This window comes from Rothia sp. HMSC071C12 (assembly GCF_001813895.1).
GTDB classification, from domain to species: Bacteria; Actinomycetota; Actinomycetes; order Actinomycetales; family Micrococcaceae; genus Rothia; species Rothia mucilaginosa.
Genome location: NZ_KV814374.1, coordinates 227,183 through 244,520, shown reverse-complemented (window position 1 = coordinate 244,520; position 17,338 = coordinate 227,183). Strand labels below are relative to the sequence as shown.

At 58.8% G+C, this 17,338-nt stretch carries 12 protein-coding genes and 1 pseudogene; 8 read left to right on the top strand and 5 right to left on the bottom strand.

The genetic code is table 11. The features are described 5' to 3' along the window. Positions 1-78: pseudogene (locus HMPREF2942_RS09530) on the top strand (luciferase); the annotation flags it as partial. Positions 79-298: 220 nt separating this feature from the next. On the opposite strand, the gene HMPREF2942_RS05990 reads toward HMPREF2942_RS09530, so the two are convergent. Then, the gene (locus HMPREF2942_RS05990; RefSeq protein ID WP_012902938.1) at positions 299-847 is read right to left on the bottom strand and encodes a pyrimidine dimer DNA glycosylase/endonuclease V; all 549 of its coding nucleotides are present in this window, start codon (positions 845-847) and stop codon (positions 299-301) included. A 2-nt stretch (positions 848-849) separates the two neighbouring features. Next, the gene (locus HMPREF2942_RS05985) at positions 850-2,601 is read right to left on the bottom strand and encodes a DUF7059 domain-containing protein (RefSeq protein ID WP_044150140.1); all 1,752 of its coding nucleotides are present in this window, start codon (positions 2,599-2,601) and stop codon (positions 850-852) included. 144 nt (positions 2,602-2,745) lie between these two features. Here HMPREF2942_RS05985 and HMPREF2942_RS05980 point away from each other — a divergent pair, with 144 nt between their 5' ends. The 5 genes from HMPREF2942_RS05980 (at position 2,746) to HMPREF2942_RS09525 (ending at position 10,251) form a co-directional block, all read left to right on the top strand. Further along, positions 2,746-3,204, top strand: coding sequence for a pyridoxamine 5'-phosphate oxidase family protein (locus HMPREF2942_RS05980; protein ID WP_044145909.1), 459 nt, complete (start codon positions 2,746-2,748; stop codon positions 3,202-3,204). A gap of 341 nt (positions 3,205-3,545) precedes the next feature. Beyond that, the gene (gene topA / locus HMPREF2942_RS05975; protein ID WP_070688639.1) at positions 3,546-6,362 is read left to right on the top strand and encodes a type I DNA topoisomerase; all 2,817 of its coding nucleotides are present in this window, start codon (positions 3,546-3,548) and stop codon (positions 6,360-6,362) included. 247 nt (positions 6,363-6,609) lie between these two features. Further along, positions 6,610-7,581 carry a Ppx/GppA family phosphatase gene (locus HMPREF2942_RS05970; RefSeq protein ID WP_049357216.1) on the top strand — a complete coding sequence of 324 codons (972 nt, stop codon included), beginning with the start codon at positions 6,610-6,612 and terminating at the stop codon, positions 7,579-7,581. Positions 7,582-7,692: 111 nt separating this feature from the next. After that, a complete protein-coding gene (locus tag HMPREF2942_RS05965) occupies positions 7,693-9,294 on the top strand; it encodes a hypothetical protein (RefSeq protein WP_070688638.1) in 1,602 nt (533 codons plus the stop codon). A gap of 408 nt (positions 9,295-9,702) precedes the next feature. Continuing rightward, complete coding sequence (locus HMPREF2942_RS09525; RefSeq protein ID WP_070688637.1) at positions 9,703-10,251, top strand: DUF6609 family protein; 549 nt, start codon at positions 9,703-9,705, stop codon at positions 10,249-10,251. A 78-nt stretch (positions 10,252-10,329) separates the two neighbouring features. Here the strand turns inward: HMPREF2942_RS09525 and HMPREF2942_RS05955 are convergent, their stop codons facing one another. Beyond that, entirely contained in the window at positions 10,330-11,739 is a 1,410-nt protein-coding gene (locus tag HMPREF2942_RS05955; RefSeq protein ID WP_070688636.1) for a chloride channel protein, read from the bottom strand. 351 nt (positions 11,740-12,090) lie between these two features. On the opposite strand from HMPREF2942_RS05955, the gene proC reads away from it, so the two are divergent. Next, complete coding sequence (gene proC / locus HMPREF2942_RS05950; RefSeq protein WP_070688635.1) at positions 12,091-12,936, top strand: pyrroline-5-carboxylate reductase; 846 nt, start codon at positions 12,091-12,093, stop codon at positions 12,934-12,936. 213 nt (positions 12,937-13,149) lie between these two features. Here proC and HMPREF2942_RS05945 read toward each other — a convergent pair whose 3' ends face one another. Further along, positions 13,150-13,812, bottom strand: coding sequence for a potassium channel family protein (locus HMPREF2942_RS05945; RefSeq protein WP_005504725.1), 663 nt, complete (start codon positions 13,810-13,812; stop codon positions 13,150-13,152). Then, positions 13,805-15,430 carry a TrkH family potassium uptake protein gene (locus HMPREF2942_RS05940; protein ID WP_070688632.1) on the bottom strand — a complete coding sequence of 542 codons (1,626 nt, stop codon included), beginning with the start codon at positions 15,428-15,430 and terminating at the stop codon, positions 13,805-13,807. Before HMPREF2942_RS05940 ends, HMPREF2942_RS05945 begins: the two co-directional genes overlap by 8 nt. A gap of 411 nt (positions 15,431-15,841) precedes the next feature. Here HMPREF2942_RS05940 and HMPREF2942_RS05935 point away from each other — a divergent pair, with 411 nt between their 5' ends. After that, positions 15,842-17,290, top strand: a complete 1,449-nt coding sequence (locus HMPREF2942_RS05935) for an ArsR/SmtB family transcription factor (RefSeq protein WP_070688629.1) — start codon at positions 15,842-15,844, stop codon at positions 17,288-17,290. The last annotated feature ends 48 nt before the right edge of the window (positions 17,291-17,338 follow it).

The following is a 17,338-nucleotide window of genomic DNA, read 5'->3' as shown; positions in this document are numbered from 1 at the left end:
TACGAAAACCCGCTCTACATGGCTGAACTTGCCGACATGGCCGATCTCATTGCGGCGGGTCGACTGCAGTTGGGTGTGGACTTCAACCTGAAGATGCTTGAGGCAATCGTGAAGGAAATTAAGCCCGCGCTGACCACCAAGTAAAGCCCCTGAGGTAAAGACCCCGTGCCAAGCTGTTTCCAGCGCTCTGTAATGCGCTGAGATGAGCTTGAGCCATACATACAGCGATGCCCCGGCAGGCACCCGCAAGGGTTCCGCCGGGGCATTACTATGCTCACGTTCTTAGAAATCCTTCTGTCTAAAAGTCTTTCGTCTTTTCCCAAGGCTCAATAGCCCCCGGAACCACCTCAAACAGCGGATGCGCACACGCCGCCAGCTCGCCGCGCGCCGCCAGGCGCTCGCTCAACTGGTGCTCCCACTCGGGGTCGCGCCCAGCCACCTTGTGCTGTAGGAAAGCAAGCTCGTACTCCAACTGACCCAAAGAAACGGGAATACGCGCGACCGAAGCGTACGGGTTTTCTGCCTTGTCAGCGCAGTTTTTATCGGTACCGTTTTTGCCTGCGCTATTTTCGTTTGTGCTATCTTTGCCCGCATCGTCTTCGCCCGCGCCAATCAGTGCGCGGTTGAACGAGTAGCCGCGGGCATCCGCCTCATCCGCCAGCCCGGACAGGTAAGCGGCAACCGCCTCCAGCGGCTGCGGGTGCGCGCGAAAACGAATCAGCTGCGGATGGTTCGTGTACCCGCGAGTCAGGCCCCGCAGAACCTTCTGCGCCAGCAGAGTTTCACGCCAGCAGGCGACCAGGGCGCGCCGATCGAGCAGACAGGGGTGAAGAGACCAAATACGCACGCCTAGCCCTGCGCTTCTGCAGTGCTCTCGTCAGCCGATGCTGCGCCCGCGTGCTCGTCGCTAAAGTGCAGGAAGCTCTTGAGCACCAGCTCGCGCACCGCGTGCAGCAGGGTGTCGCGCGGATGCTGCTCCTGCGTACCGCGTGCGGCGGCGGCAGCCTCGTCGTATTCGGGCCAGGACAGTAGCATGGCAAGAGCCGCCACAATCTGACCCACGGCAAGCTCACCATCGCTCGCCGACGCAAAACCAGCGGTCTCGGTGGAGAGCAGCTGGGTGCGGCACAGACCCGAACCGGCACGCAGCAAAATGACGCTGGGATGCTCGGCGCCGGGGCGGCCGTGGCGTTCCTCGGTGACGTCCTCGGCGACCTCCAGGTGTGCGGTAAGGAGCGCCTCATCGTCCATGGCGGCGAGGCGGTCGTAGCGGCGCACGGACTCGGTGAGGGCGCGGGCGATGGGCTGCTGAATCGGGTAGGTAATCTCCTCGAAACGCTGTAGGGGCTCGGTCACCCCTGCCGCGGTTGCCTCGGTCGGGCGGCGCAGCCAAATCATGCCGAAACCAATAGAATGAACGTTCCGGGAAGCGAAGTCGTTCAGGTACGCCACGTAGGTCTGCTCGTAGTGGCTGCGGTCGCGGTTCTCGCTCGCATCCTTCAACCAGGTCTCCGCGTAGGAGGCGGGGGTCAGCGCCTCACGCTGAATAAACCACGCCTCCGCGCCGCCGTCGGCAACCCAGGCGCGCGGACGCTCATCCCACGGGCGCGGTGCGTCCGGGTCCGCCGAATCGCGAATAATTTCCCAGTTGCCCAGCATCTGCGCGCGGCCACCGGGCACCAGCACCGACGGCAGCTGACGCACCATCGTGCTCACAATTTCGTCACCGGGCAGGCCGCCGTCGCGGTAGGTGAACTGCTCCTCGGCGCTCTCACCGGCAACGCGCGGGGTAATCACGAACGGCGGGTTCGACACCACCAGGTCAAAAAGCTCACCGGCGACCGGCTCCAGCAGGGAACCCTCACGCAGGCTCACGCGCGCCTGCGGGTTCTGCGGATCAATATTGAGCGCCTGCGCGTTCAGCAGCAGGTTAAAACGGGCGAACGCCAGGGCACGCTCCGAAATGTCGGTGGCGGTCACGTGCTCAGCGTGAGCGAGCAGATGGAAGGTCTGAATACCGCAGCCGGTGCCCACATCCAGGGCGCGCTTGACGGGGGTACGCTCGGTAATCTGCGCCAGAGTCAGGGAGGCGTGACCAATGCCGAGCACGTGATCCTTACGGAGCACTCCGGGGCGCTGATGCGCACCCAGGTCGGCGGCAACAAAGATTTCGGTGCCGTCATCGGCGGCGTGCGGGCGCAAATCAACGCTCGCGGACCAGCGGGTAGAATCCGCAGCGTCGCGCTCAATCAGCGCGGCATTCTCGAAGTCAACCAGGGCATCGCCGAAAACCTCGGCTGCCTCAGTCTCAGTGAGCGGGCGAGCCAGCAGGAAAAACGCCAGCAGACGCGCCAGGTTCTTCTCACCCGCACTGTAATCGCCGCGCAGAATATGCTCCACACGCCACAAGCCCGGAACCACCTGGTCACGAGCCATCGCCTCAGCCGCCTCAACACCGAGCAGCTCCTGCACAGCGTCATAGCTGTAGTTCAACGCCAACAGGCGTTCACGGATGCGGATCAGGCGGGCGTAATCATCGCTGCGGGGAGCATCCGCAACGGCGGCGTACTCGGGAGCGAAAGAGGCGGCAGAAATAGTCATGCACACCATTCTACGCACCCGCCGCATCTGCCCGGGCGCGCCCACCGCGTATAGGCGGCAACGCAATGACACGGCCCCGACCCACCCCCTGACCAAAACCGTCATCTACGCAAGAGCGCCCACCCCATCGCATACACTGAAACCATGAGTAACCTGTACCCCGATGAAAGTATCAGCGTCGACAAGTGCTGGGAGCGTCTGCACGCAAACACTCTCGGCCGCCTCATCCTCACTGACGGACAGCACGTCGATGTGCTGCCCGTGCTCTACGCCGTCGCCAGCCAAGACGACAAGCAGGAAATCTACATCCGCACCACCCGCGGCAACAAGTTCTCCTCCGTGGTGGTCAGCCGCCGCGTTGCCTTCGAAATCGACGAAACCCTCGAAGACGGCATCCGCTCCGTCATCGTGGTCGGTATCGCCCACTGGCTACCGCCGGAAATGACCCCGCAGATCGTGCGCACCTTCGACCTGCCCGACTCCGAAACCCACGAAATGCAGTGGGTGCGCATTGCGCCGCAGACCGTGTACGGCCGCGAATACCCGCTGCTGCCCGCATACCTGGACGGCACCCACCCCGACTCTGACACCCTCACTAGCTAGAAACGCAGGTGAGCGGGTGCGGTGCGCCCCAGCACCCGCCCCCATGTACCCCGTGCACACACCACCGCTCCGGTACCGTATGATGTACCGAGTACCCTGCGCACTCGTGCAAGCTCAACACGCCCGGTTCACATCAACTAGAACCGTGCCAGCTCGCCTCGCGCCGGGCCACCGCGCGCTCGCCGCATGAAACGCACCGAGCGCACCACATCAACCCAACATAAACTACACCCCCACCGATCACCTCACCCGCGTACAACCACAACCGACCGGCACCCACAAGCGCCAGCGTAGGTTATGGTTGAATACGTAGCTTTTCAACACACAGATAGAGGAGTGCCGTGCCCGCTCAGGCAAAGACCGGAAAAGCCCTGCTGATTGTGGAGTCTCCCTCCAAGGTCAAAACCATTAGCAGCTACCTCGGCGAGGACTACCTTGTCGACTCGTCCATGGGCCATATCCGCGACCTTCCGCAGCCCTCCGAACTGCCCGAAAACCTCAAAAAGAGCCCCGTCGGCAAGTTCGCTGTCAACGTTGAAGAGAACTTCGAACCCTACTACGTGGTCAACCCCGACAAAAAGAAAAAGGTCGCCGAACTCAAGCGCAAGCTCAAAGAAGTAGACGCGCTCTACCTGGCAACCGATGGTGACCGCGAAGGTGAAGCCATCGCATGGCACCTGAAGGAAGTCCTCAAGCCCAAGGTACCCGTCTACCGCATGACCTTCCCCGAAATCACCCGGGAAGCCATTCAGCGCGCCTTCGGCGAACTGCGCGACATCGACCTGCACCTGGTCGACGCGCAGGAAACCCGCCGTATCCTCGACCGCATCTACGGTTACGAAATTTCCCCCGTACTCTGGCGCAAGGTCGGCCGCGGCCTCTCCGCAGGTCGCGTGCAGTCCGTCGCAACCCGCCTCGTCGTTGAACGCGAACGCGAACGCATGGCATTCGTCGCCGCCAACTACTGGGACCTGACCGGACGCTTCCTGACCGCAGCCTCCGAAGGCTTCGACGCCAAGCTGGTCGCCGTAGACGGTAACCGCATCGCCACCGGCAAGGACTTCGCCGACAACGGCACCCTCAACACCTCCAAGGTCACCCACCTGAATGAGGAAGCCGCCCGCGCGCTCGCCGCAGCCCTGCAGTCCGCCGCGTTCTCCGTACGCTCCGTTGAGACCAAGCCGTACAAGCGCCGCCCGGCAGCGCCGTTCACCACCTCCACCCTGCAGCAGGAAGCCGCACGTAAGCTGCGTTTCTCCTCCCGCGTGACCATGCAGGTGGCGCAGCGCCTCTACGAAAACGGTTACATCACCTACATGCGTACCGACTCGGTGGCGCTGAGCGAGCAGGCGATCTCCGCCGCACGCCGCCAGGCATCCGAGCTGTACGGCGCCGAGTTTGTGCCCTCAGCACCGCGCGTGTACACCTCCAAGAGCAAGAACGCGCAGGAAGCCCACGAAGCAATCCGCCCCGCGGGTGACACCTTCCGCACCCCGGACGCTGTGCGCGGCTCCCTGTCCAACGACGAGTTCCGCCTCTACGAGCTGATTTGGAAGCGTACCGTCGCCTCCCAGATGGCTGACGCGACCGGTTCCACCGCCTCCGTACGCCTGGGCGCCGTGGCATCTAACGGCCAGGACGCCGAGTTCGCTGCATCCGGTACCGTCATCACCTTCCGCGGCTTCCTCGCCGCCTACGAGGAGGGCGTTGACGCATCCCGCGTGGCTGAGCGTGAGGCGAAGGACGCTGAGAAGCGCCTGCCGAACCTGACCACCGGCGAGGCACTGACCGCCGAGGCGATTGAACCCGCTGGCCACGAGACCCTGCCGCCTCCGCGCTACACCGAGGCGTCCCTCGTGAAGACCCTGGACGAGCTGGGCATCGGCCGCCCGTCCACCTACGCGGCGGTTATTTCGACCATCATGGACCGCGGATACGTGAACGTTCGTTCTGGTTCGCTGATTCCGTCCTGGATCGCGTTCTCCGTGGTGCGCCTGCTCGAATCCAGCTTCGGCCCCTACGTGAACTACGAGTTCACCGCGCAGATGGAAGAAGACCTCGACCGCATCGCACGCGGCGAAGAATCCCGCGTCGAGTGGTTGGACGAGTTCTACTTCGGCGGCGACTCCAAGCGCGGCCTAAAGCCCATCGTCGACAACCTCGGCGAGATTGACGCCCGCAGCATCAACTCCATCCCGATCGCGGACGGCATTGTGCTGCGCGTGGGCAAGTTCGGTCCCTACCTGGAGGCCGAAGGCACCCTCGACACCGAGACTGGCGAGCTGACCGAACCGGTCCGCGCGAATGTACCTGCCGACCTGGCACCGGACGAACTGACCGAAGCGAAGGCACGCGAACTGCTCGAACAGGGCAAGTCCGACGGCCGCGTGCTCGGCGTGGACCCGGTCTCCGGCAACCAGATTGTGGCTCGCGACGGTCGCTACGGCCCCTACGTTACCGAGGTGATCGAGGAGATGACCGAGGAGCAGATTCAGGCATACCTGGACGCGCAGCCGACCGAATACTACAAGAACGGTAAGCCCAAGCCGAAGAAGAAGCCGAAGCCCGCCAAGCCGCGCACCGCGTCCCTGTTCAAGTCCATGGACCTGGCGACCGTGACCCTTGAGCAGGCACTGCAGCTGATGAGCCTGCCGCGCGTGCTCGGTACCGACGCTGAGGGCGTGGAAATCACCGTGCAGAACGGCCGCTTTGGCCCGTACCTGAAGAAGGGCACGGACTCCCGCTCGATTGGCAGCGAGGACGAAATCTTCACGATTACGCTGGAGCAGGCCCTGGAGATTTACTCCCAGCCGAAGCAGCGCGGTCGTGCGGCGGCTAAGCCTCCGCTGGCTGAGCTGGGTGTGGACCCGGTCAGCGAGAAGAAGATTGTGGTGAAGGACGGCCGCTTTGGCCCGTACATCACCGACGGTATTACGAACATTACGGTTCCGCGTGCGGAATCGGTCGAGTCTCTGACCCACGAGCGTGCGGTGCAGCTGCTGGCTGACAAGCGTGCGAAGGGCCCGGTCAAGCGTAAGACCGCCGCGAAGAAGACCACCACGGCTAAGAAGACGACTGCTAAGAAGACGACTGCAAAGTCTACTACCGCGAAGAAGACGACCACTCGTAAGACCGCAGCGAAGAAGACCGCCGAGTAGCTCTTCTACCTGAAGGCGCAGGATGCGTCCCGAACCCCTTAGCGGGGGTGGGGCGCCTCCTGCGCCTTTTGCGTGCTCGGGAGAGTACATGCCCGGCGTATTTTTTGCCCGCGCTGTGCTGATGCTGGGCATCCGCCCGGATTGTTTGCGGAGTGAGCCGCGCCTCTGACAGACTGGAAGAGGCACCGCACCTGCGGTACCGCACACAGACAATATCCCGCCGCGGGGCGGGGGAGGGGAGCGCATCGTGCGCCTGGGAGTTCTGGATGTCGGGTCGAATACGGTCCACCTGCTACTGATTGACGGCAGCCCTGGAGCGCGCCCCGAACCGTACGCGTCGCATAAGATTCCGCTGCAGCTCGTGCAGTACCTCGACGCTGAGGGCAATATTTCGCAGGAGGGCGCGGACGCGCTGACCCGCTTCGTGACCAGCGCCCGCGACTTCGCGATCGAGAATGAGGCGGAGGACCTGCTGGCGTTTTCTACGAGCGCTATCCGTGAGGCGGGTAATGGTGCGGCGGTGCTGCATCAGGTGCGTGAGCAGACCGGTGTGAGCCTGAACGGTATTTCGGGCGACCAGGAGGCGGCGATTACGTACTTTGCGGTGCGCCGCTGGCAGGGCTGGGGTGCGGGCCGCATCCTTGATTTTGATATTGGTGGCGGCTCGTTTGAGTTTTCGACGGGTACGAATGCGTTGCCGGATGCGGCGATGAGCGTGCCGTTGGGTGCGGGCCGTCTGACGCGTGAGTTTTTTGATGAGCAGCCGCCGAGCCCGAAGCAGGTGAAGCGTCTGCGTAAGTATGTGCGTGAGCAGATCGCCCCGGTGGCGGAGAATCTGTTGCGTTATGGTGCGCCGGATATGACGGTGGGTACGTCGAAGACGTTCCGTTCGTTGGCGCGTATTTGTGGTGCGGCGCCGTATTCGGCGGGCCCGCATGTGAAGCGTGAGATGCATTTGCAGGATTTGCGCCTGTGGACTCGTCGTATGGAGGCGATGACGGTGTCTGAGCGTAGCGATTTGCCGGGTGTTTCGAAGGCGCGCGCGGAGCAGATGCTGGCGGGCGCTATCGCTGCGGAGGCGGCGATGGAGGCGTTCGGGGTTGAGACGATGCGCGTGTGCCCGTGGGCGCTGCGTGAGGGCCTGATTCTGAAGCGTATTGAGCACCTGGCGGAGGGTACGGGTACTCCGGTCAACCCGAAGACCCTCCTGGGTGAGTAGAACATGATGATGAACCCCGCAGGCTGGTGCGTAACGGGCACCGGCCTGCGGGGTCACCGCTTATAACGTGTATATCCCGCCGACAAAGATGTAGGAAAGGAACAATCACCGATGAAAATCGAAGACATTATTGACGAGGTCAACGAAGCCTGGGGTGAAGAGCACGAAGAAAAAAGTAGAAAAATATTTTGGGATAACCTCGTCCGTATCCCATGTTGGGAATTTTTTCTGTGGACGTTAGTTTATTTATCACCATTAATTATTCTACTTCCTGCTTTATTTATTTCGTCTGAAAAAACTGGAAATCTTCCACTGCCTTTGGCGCAATTTTGGATTAACATACCATACTATTTGCTGGATATAAGGGCTGGAATTATTGTTTCACTTGCCAGCATTCTATTGAGCTTATATGTGAGTGTGGGTAAATTTGCTGATGGGGTAGAAGGAGTTAGTGGTGATGCGCGTCGAGCCACGTATAGAAAGTTTGCCCGTATTGTTGGTGAAATTGTCTTTGTGGTGTTTGTAATTAATTTTTGGTATGGACTTATTGCTGGGTATCTTCAAGGTACGTCTCTTGTGCCGCTTGGGCCCTGGAGTGTTGGTCCGGGGTGGGGCAAGCTCATCGTTTCCGAGCATATCAACCTTACTCGCTATCAAGAAATTCCTTTATGGGTTCTGTTATTTTTTGCCTGGTTTACCATGGTCTCTTCTCGAATGCTTACTTATAGTGAAAAAGATATATTGGTTAGAAGCTCAATTTATCTTGACAGGTTAAAGAATGCGAATGGAAACGGAAGTATGTCATATTCTAAAGAATACGACATAGCGAAGTGTGAGTTCGAAGAAGAATTTTTTGGGAAGCAAATAGGGGGAAATGATTTATTTATCCCTGGCAGATCTCTTTCTCGTAGAGAAGGTGCTTACTCTGGGATGTTCTACTCCGGTGTAAGATACATGGGGTTTGGTGTTAATGTGGGTGTGAAGTCTTATGTTTTCCACCGGCAATTTCGGAACATTTTTATTTCATGGATTTTTGTGAGTATTTTGGCGATAGCTACCATGTGGATTAACGGTTTTATCCTTGTGATCATCGGAAGTGTTTTTTATGGCACATATTTATCTATGGTTATCCAGTCTAGTGTTAATCTTGACTCGAATATATATAAATTAAATGTTTTGCGGTTGAATAAGGGGTATCGCAGGGTTTTTGAATATGTATCGTTTTATTGGAAAAATTGGATGAATAGATTGGCTGCTTATATATCTAGTAGCCTTGTGTTTATGTTTGTATTGGTGGAGTATCAGGGTGATTTAGCTAATGTATTTGAATTTCTTGGCCTTTCGGATGGGGCAGCTTCTGCACTTTTTCTCATAGTTTTCTTGGTGATTTCTATAGGATCAACAGTTGTTATTGTTTATGTGGTGGAAAAGTTTGTCTATCTGTCAATGAGGCGGATCATAGGAGAGCGCTCTGCTGTTGCTCTGGAGAAAAATATAAAATATTCTGAACTTTTGGAAGAGGATAAGGGGAAAATCGACTTTTTGATGGTTGCTTATATCTATTGTTTAATGCTTGAAGTGAATAAATACTATATGGATTATAAAGCTGAAGTGGGACATGTTGACTTATCGCCGAACCAATCTGAATTGATTAGAATCAGGTATTCCAGGCCGGCTATATATAAGGAATTGAAAAGCCCTAGTCATAAGTAGTCTGGCCAAAGGTAAATATTGAGGAGCCACATGTGTTTCGAATAGCAACTTATAATGTGGCTTCTGGAAACATATGTGGCTTCTCACTATGTGGGGCTATAACCTCCTCCAGAGTTTGTGCCATAGGTTAGCGTCTTCTGCCATGGTTTTTAACTACGACCAAAGACGCTAACCTATGGCACAACTTTCAGTGCAGCACGATAAAACAAAAGTTGCCCCGGACGCGCACGCATCCGGGGCCGCCCCTCGTTTCTTAGGGGGATTTTATCGCCATCTTGATACAATCACAGAGGGTGCAATTAGCACACAGAAGGGTTGGAGTATATTAATATATGGCAGAACTTTTCACAATAAAATTTAGTGGCGCGACAAGAGAATTAATTTCACGAGAGACTATTGGAGGCATCGATGGCTTTTCTAAGCTACAACAAAGACGAAAAGTTAGAATTTAATTACAAGAGGGCCTGCGGGTTGTGGCTAATTACGGTGGCGGTAGTTATCGCAATAGCCATCATGGCCGGAGGAAAGCAAATAATAAACATGCAAGTATTCAGTATCGGCTATGTCGTCAGCTTTTTCTCAATCAACATGAATAAAAAGGTGCTGAATAGACTAGCCGATGGCCCTTCGAGTGAATTTCAAAAGAAAGTATCTTCGCGTGCCGTTATTCTATTATTTGTCTTAATGGTTTTGCTGGGCGGCCCATTCTTCGCAACAGAAAATTGGAGACTGATTTGGCTGGGAGCGCTGATGGCAACCGCGCTGCATTTCTTCCCATACTATTTTGTGCATGGAAAGTCAATGATATATCTGGGTCTTATCTGTGCCATTAACGTGTTTGCAGGATATATTTTTACCAGCATCCCGTTAGAGGTAATTGCATATATCGATGCGGCGATTAAGCTCCTCTTCGGAATCTATCTGCTATTCCTTTCAAAGCCGTCAAAACAAAAGTAAGGCAAATCTTCGGCACGGCAAAACAGGGCGGCCCCGGACGCACACACGCATCCGGGGCCGCCCGCCACCTGTCAGGACCTACTTCTTAGCGCCGAACGCCCGTGTCCACGCCCAGCGGGTCAGCACCGCCGTGCCCACCGCAACCGCCATCGGCAGCCACGCACTCGCACCCTGACCCGTAAAACCAATCAACAACGTCAACGCAGACAACGGCGCATTCATCGAAATACCCAAAAACGCCGCCGTACCCGTCAACGCCGCCGCATACAACACCATCGACGCGCCACCCGGCACCCCGCCCAAACCCGGGAACGCCCACAGCACCAGCGCCGCCACACAAAACGCAACCGCCGCACCCAACGCCAAACCCGGCGTCAACGTACCGCCATAAGAACCGAAACGCAGACTCAACACCACCACGGCAGCCTTCGCAACAGCCAACGCCAACACATACACTGCCGCCGATGCGGTCAAACCGCCCGCCGCCGCATCCAGCGACACATTAAACGTGTGCTGAGTCAGCAGACGACCATTACCCAGAATCTCCGGAAGCCACAGCGAAACCACCGCGACCAGCGCAAACGCCACAGGAATACGCCACAGAAGAGAACGATCCTTCGCCTTCAACTTCTCCGCACGCTGCGACAACGCCCTAAAACCCAACGCCAATGGAGTCAACACCACACCCGTCAGCGCCGCCACTGTCAGCGTCGTCGCATCCAACGGAAGCTGCGGCACCGGGTACGTCGGCTCATTGACAATCACCAGATTTGCCGTGACCGTCGCCGTCCACACCGTCACCGCACCCACATACAGCGACCGCAGGCTCAAACCAACAGCCATCGCCTCCACAAGGTACACCACGCCACCAATCGGCACCTGATACACCGCCGCCAAACCAGACGCCGCACCCGCCGCCACCAGCAGACTACGCTCACGAACACCCAACAGCGGGGCACCATCAGCGCCCACAAAACCAAGACGCTCCAACAGGTTCGCGGTACGGCCAGCCGCCAAAGCACCCAGCTCACGAGGCGCGACCTCCTTACCCACAGGAGAGCCCGCACCCACAGCAACAATCTGAATCACCGAATGCGAAATCTGCCGCCACAGCGACGGGGTACGGTTCTCCTCGGTAGCACCGGCAATCTGCGACTTCACGCCGACCACACGCCGCCCACCGGACTGCAGGTAGTACCACACCAGCGCCACGAACGGACCCAGCGCCGCCAAAACCAGGGCACGACGCGCCGGATCGGCACCGTCAGTCACCATCGGGTGATGCCCCTCAGCCTGACCGAAAGTTAGCTCCTGCATAAAGTCCAGAACATAATGCAGAGCAATCGCGCCCAAGCCGCTGAACACGCCCGTGACCAGCGCGGCAAGGGTCAGCCCCAGCAGGAGGCGAAACGAAAAAGAACGGAAACCCGCAGGATTCTGCGGGCTATTCGAGGAAGATTTCGAGGAAGAACCAGTATGAGAAGACATAGAAAAAGGGGTTTGTGTGTTGCGTGCTGTGTGGTTTGAAGGCTTCATGCCCGGCGCAAACTGCCGCGGGTGAAGCTGTTTTCATTCTACGCCCGCAGAATTACGCCCTCCCCGGCATGCCAGAACGTGAGAAGCGGAGCCCCGCGCATTGGGTCGCGGAGCATGAGGTGAAGCCGCTGCCCAGAAAACGCGGAAGAAACACGAGCCAGGTCATATGCCCGTAGCCGCACCCGCTATGCTGGAAGGGTACGCCTCCACGCGCCCGCCGCGCACCGAACAGTAGCCCCCGGAACACACCGGCGGCACGCCTGCCGGCACCCGGCGCAGGCACCCCATTAGGAAGGATCAACGATGACCGCAACTATCGCTTTTCTCGGCACCGGCTCCATGAACGGCTCTATCGCCGCAGGTTTGCTCGCTGCAGGCCACGACCCCGCCCACATCCGCGCCACCGTGCGTAGCGAAGAATCTCGCGCCGCCCTCGCCCAGCGCCTCGGCGACAAGGTCGAAATCATCACCACCGGCGGCGAAGCTGATGGCAACCACAAGGCAACCGCCCACGCGGACGTTGTGCTGCTCGGCGTGAAGCCCTACGGCATCGTTGAGCTTGCCCGCGACATCGCACCTGCTCTCGCGCCGAACGCTGTTGTGGTGTCCGTTGCTGCTGGCGTGACCCTCGAAACTCTCGCCGAGTGCCTTCCCGCAGGTCAGCCCATTGTTCGCTGCATGCCGAACACCCCCTCCTCCGTGGGCAAGGGCGTGCTCGCCATCTCCACCACCGACACCGTGAAGGCCGAGCAGAAGAAGCTCGTCGAAGAGGTCCTGGGCACCGTCGGCTTGGTTGTTGAGGTCCGCGAGGACCAGATGGATGCGGTCACCGCCGTCTCCGGTTCCGGCCCGGCATACGCGTTCCTGCTTGCGGAGGCGATGGCAGCCGCAGGTGAGAAGCTCGGCCTGGACGCAGACACCGCCCTCAAGCTTGCCAGCGCAACCGTTGCCGGTGCGGGCTTCCTGCTCGACACCAACCCGGATGCACCCGCCCTGCGCCGCGCCGTGACCAGCCCGAACGGCACCACCGAGCGTGCACTGAACACCTTCGTGGACGGTGGCCTCTTCCAGCTGACCGAGGACGCGATGCGCGCCTGCGCGGCACGTTCGGCGGAAATGAGCCAGCTGTACACTGCTGACGAGGACTAATCGGCGGGAATTAACCGATGAGGGCTAATACCGTCCGGTAGCATCCCCCTGACTAGCTGAAACTACAGAAAAACAGCCTCCTCCCGGAACTTCGGGAAGAGGCTGTTTTTCTATGTCTAATCGCGGGCTGCTCAAACGTGGGTTGCTCAACCGCGGGCTCCTCAAAACCAGCAGAGCTGGGAAAGATAACTCCCGCAGCGAGGAAACGTGCGCTTAGGGGCGCGCCGCGAAACGCTCGATCAGGTCCACCTGACCGGACACAATCAGAATGTCGCGCGAGTGAATGCGGGTGGTGGCGTCCGCGTAGGTGAAGTCCTCACCGGGCGACTTAATACCGACCACGGACACGCCGTACTTGGAGCGAATATCCGACTCGGCGAGGGTGAATCCGTGGGTTTCCTTCGGCGGGCGCATCTTCGCAATCGCGAAGTCGTCATCAAATTCAATGTAGTCCAGCAATCGACCCGAGACGAGGTGCGCGGCGCGGCGGCCGGCGTCCGCCTCCGGGTAGACCACGTGGTGCGCGCCAATACGCTCCAGAATCTTGCCGTGCGCGGGGGTAATAGCCTTCGCCCAAATACGCTCCACGCCAATGTCCACGAGGTTCGCGGTAATCAGCACGGATGCCTCCACGGAGGTGCCCACACCCACCACGGCGGAACCGAAATCGTCCGCACCCAACTGGTGCAGGGTGTCGATATCGGTCGCGTCGGCGGAGACCACGTGCGTCAGCACGCCGGACCACTTCTGCACCAGCTCGGGGTCCTTCTCAATAGCAAGGACCTCCTTGTTCTGCAGGCGCAGCTGGGCCGCCACCGCGGAGCCGAAGCGTCCCAGACCAATCACGAGGACGGGGGCGTTATGTGCACTAGCCAATGGTGGGCCTTTCTTCGGGGAACTTGTAGAGGCGGCGGCGTGAACGCAGCGCCAGGCCGGTCGCGGCGGTTGTGGTGCCCACACGGCCAATGAGCATCAGGCCGCTGAGCACGTAGATACCCGCCGGCGGCAGGCTGGAGGAGAGGCCATTCGAGAGGCCGCAGGTCGCGAAGGCGGAGATGACCTCGAAAATGACTTCCTTGAGGTCCGCGCCGCTAATAATCAGAATCGACGCGGCGCCGACACCTACCACGGTAGCACCCATAACAATCACGGAGATAGCAATACGCAGGGAGGACTCGGGGATGGTGCGGTTGAACGCGACAACCTTCTGATCGCCTCGCGCCTCAGCAAGGATAGACAGGGCAATCACGGCGATGGTCGTGACCTTCACGCCACCCGCGGTCGAGCCGGAGCCACCGCCAATGAACATGAGCATGTCCGTCAGGAGCGTGGAGACGGGGGTAATGCTGCTCATGTCGACCAGATTGAAGCCGCCCGAACGCATCATGACGGAGGCAAAGATGGCGTTCAGAACCTTGTCGCCTGCGGAGTAGTCGCCGATGGTGGCGGGGTTGTTCCACTCGAAGAGACCCCAGAAGAACGCGCCAAAAGCAAAGAAAAACAGGGTCGTCACGGTGGTCAGCTTCGCGGTGAGCGACCAGTGGCGGGGGCGGAAAGGGTGATGCTGAATCGCAATGAAAACAGGGAAACCGAGCGAGCCCAAGAACACGGCAATGCAGATGGGCACGAGCAGGAAAAGGTCATGACCGTAAGGCACGATGCCGTCGGAATGCGGGGTGAAGCCTGCATTGTTGAAGGCTGAGATGGAGTAGAAAATGCTGTGCCAGATCGCCTGGAACGGGTCTTCGCCGAGGGTCAGGAAACGAGGAATCAGCACAAGCGCAATGATTGCCTCGATGGAGAATGAAGCATAGGAGACGCTCTTGATGATGCCACCGACCTCGCCAAGACGGCTGATGTTCAGGTCTTCCTGTGCGATGAGTTTGGTGCGCAGACCCATCTTACGGCCGATAGCCAGCGCCAGCAGGGAGGTAATGGTCAGAGTACCCAAACCACCGACCTGACAAGCCACAAGAATCATTGCCTGACCGAAGGTGGACCACTGCTCGGCGGTGGAGACGGTAGTCAGGCCGGTCACGGTCACCGCGCTGGTAGAGGTAAAAAATGCGTGGTGGAAAGGCGCGGGCTGCCCATCATTGGAGGAGATGGGCAGTAGCAAGGTGAGCGTAAAGAAGATGATGACCAGCAGAAACGCAGTGATTGCGGTGCGCGAAGGCGAGGCAAGAACGGTCACGTCAATAAAGTCACGGAACCGTTCGAGGGTCTGCAGATTGAACCCCATGGGGGCGCGCTTACGCTGAACCTCGGAGGTTTCGCTCACGTGGTCGCGTAGGGTGAGCAGACGATCGAGGTCAATACCGGGCACGCTCGTGAGGATGCTAAGGTTTTCGGCCTCGAGGCGGTCGCGTCGGCTACGGTGAACCTGCTGCTTTTGAGGTACGGATGTGGTGCCGCTGAGGGTGTCCCAGCGGCGGTTGAGCTGACCCTGGGGGTGGTGGTGTCGGCGCCGGGTGCGGCGGATGATGCGTCCCATGCGCCTCCTTCAGCTGGTCTGGGTGTTGGTGTGTTGGGTGGCGGATATGTGCCTGTTTTGACGCCTTCTAGTGTATCGCGCCTAATGTGTGCGGAGGGGGTTGTAGTTGTGGTGGCTTGGGGCTAAATATGTGAGCCTTGAGAAGACGCATAGTTGGTTTTGTGGGTGGAGCCACGAAAACTATATATTCTGTATCTGTTATATAAGTATTGAGGAAGGTGAAGGGTGGTCATATGCCAGGGATGAGATACATAAACTCCGCACCATATGTGATGGACACTTCATGCTTTTATCCCCTTCAACGCTTCGTTTTGAGTTAGTGTTCAGGCTTCTTTCAGAATTTTTGAAGGTAATTTCTGCATCAGCCTCATTCTAAGCTTGAAGCGCCACTTTATATGTCATAATCGCTATATGCATTCTGATGTTTTTTCTGTCATCGCGGATCCGACTCGCCGCCGAATTGTGCGTATTCTCGCTGAGCAAACCCACACGGTGGGTGCTGTGGTTGAAAAGCTGGGCATGAGCCAGCCGACCATTTCGAAGCACCTGAAAGTCCTTCGTGATGCAGACGTGGTCTCCGTGACCGTGGAGGGGCAGCGTCGCCTCTACTCCCTGAACCCGGATGTATTCGCCACCGTGACCGAGTGGATCAACGAGACCGTCCAGATTGCGCGCCAGTCCAGCGAAGCGCACGTACCCGTGGCACTGCCCGGTGGCGTGACTGCATCTGCCTCCGACAAGACGATGGCTGAGAGGATTGCAGCTGAGAACGCAGTCGAGAAGGCTGGGCAGAAGCCGGTCGAGAAGACCTCTGAAAAGAGCGCTCAGAAGCCCGCAGCCGAAGAACCCGCTCAGAAGCTTGCACCCGCTGCAACTGCGCCGGCTGCATCCGAGAAGAACGCAACCGCGGAGAAGACCGAGGCGACCGACTCTGAGACTTTCGTCGTTGAGGCGCCCACCCCCGAGGAAATCGAGCAGGCTCGCATTCAGCGCGCCCGCGCACAGCACCTGACCCCCAGCGTGCGCATTTACTCGCGCCCGGCGGAGCAGGCTGCTGAAAGTGCCGCCTCCGAATCGACTGTTGAGAAGACCACTGCTGAGCCCACCTCGCAGGAAGAGACAGTGGATAGCACCCCGATGCGCCCCTTCACTCCCGCATCGTACGGTTACGATGCTGGGGTGACCCCCGCGGCGTCGGCATCCCCCGCTCAGCCCGCTACCCCTGCGGCACCTGCTGAGGTGAAGCCCGCTGAGACCACCAAGACCACTGAGGCTAAGCCTGTCGTAGCGCATAAGCCGGTGGTATTCCCTCAGCCTGCGGCTGTAGTGTCTTATGGCACCGACCCCGCTGCGGTTGTGGGTGGTTCGATTCAGCCTATCGCTGTGATCCCCGAGGCTGTTGCGCTTGAAAAGGCCGCCGACGAAAAGGTTGCTGTTGAGAAGCCTGTTGCACCCGCTGAATCCGTCACGGAAGAAGCAACCGGCAAGGATTTTGCAGCTGAGGAATCTGCATCTGAGGATTCTGCAGCTGAAAAGTCTGTGATTGAGAAGAACGTAGTGGATGAAGCCTCGGCAGAAGAGCCGGTGAAGGCTGATTCTGCTGAGGAAGCAGCTTCGCCCGCAGAAGCTACTGAAAAGGATGAGCTCGCTAAGGGCGAGCCTGCCAATGATGAGCTCACCAAAGATGAGCCTGTCGAGGGTGAGCCTGCTAAGGCTGAAACCTCCGCTGAGGAGCCCGAGTACCAGACCATGCCCTCCTACGATTCGGTGTACCGCCCCAGCACTGAGACGAACAGCGCTGAGGCGAAGGATAACCACCGCGGTGGCCTCTTCGGCTTCCTGCGTGGCCGCCGCCGCTAAAACGGGCGGCTAGGGTCTGCCCTGCCGATCACTTCCGGCATTAACTCT